Origin of the sequence: Neisseria sp. HMSC067H09 (assembly GCF_001814135.1) — a bacterium.
Classification (GTDB): domain Bacteria; phylum Pseudomonadota; class Gammaproteobacteria; order Burkholderiales; family Neisseriaceae; genus Neisseria.
Map to the genome: position 1 here is coordinate 1 of NZ_KV814869.1, position 494 is coordinate 494.

Sequence of the window (494 nt, forward strand, 5' to 3'; positions counted from 1 at the left end):
CTGAAAATACTGTAAACAACGCTTCTGGTTTCTACATGTAAGGATTGCAGGCCTGCTTGGAAAGATTCATCGTAAGGGTGTGGATGAATAGCTTTTTCCTAAAACCCCGCTCGAGCCAACTCCTCCAATAGAGCAGGCCGGCGTGGTTTCTCGCTATATCGTTCCCTGATTTCGTCAGCAAAGTCTTCCATTGCCTGCCGTTGTGCGGAATACTGGCGGCGGAGTATCTTTAATTGGTTAAAGAGCTGGCGGTATTGATTGCGGTTGCTTGCCTTATTGATTTGAGCCGCAAAGATTTTCAGGTAGCAAGCTACGATTTGGTCGTGATACGGCTTGGGGAAAGACGGGGCAAAACGATTCATTATGTACAACAAGAGGAGACCTTTGCAAAATTTCTTTTCCCCCGACAACCGAAACCCCAATACAGGTTTTCGGTTGTTTTCGTTTCAAATATCCACTGATTTTACCCAAATACCCCCTTAATCCTCCCCGGA

1 protein-coding gene is annotated in these 494 nt (G+C 46.2%); it reads right to left on the minus strand.

The window, feature by feature from the left end:
- Positions 1–273 precede the first annotated feature (273 nt).
- A partial coding sequence (locus HMPREF2954_RS12835) for a hypothetical protein (RefSeq protein WP_321178152.1) occupies positions 274–494 on the minus strand: 221 nt, incomplete at its 5' end.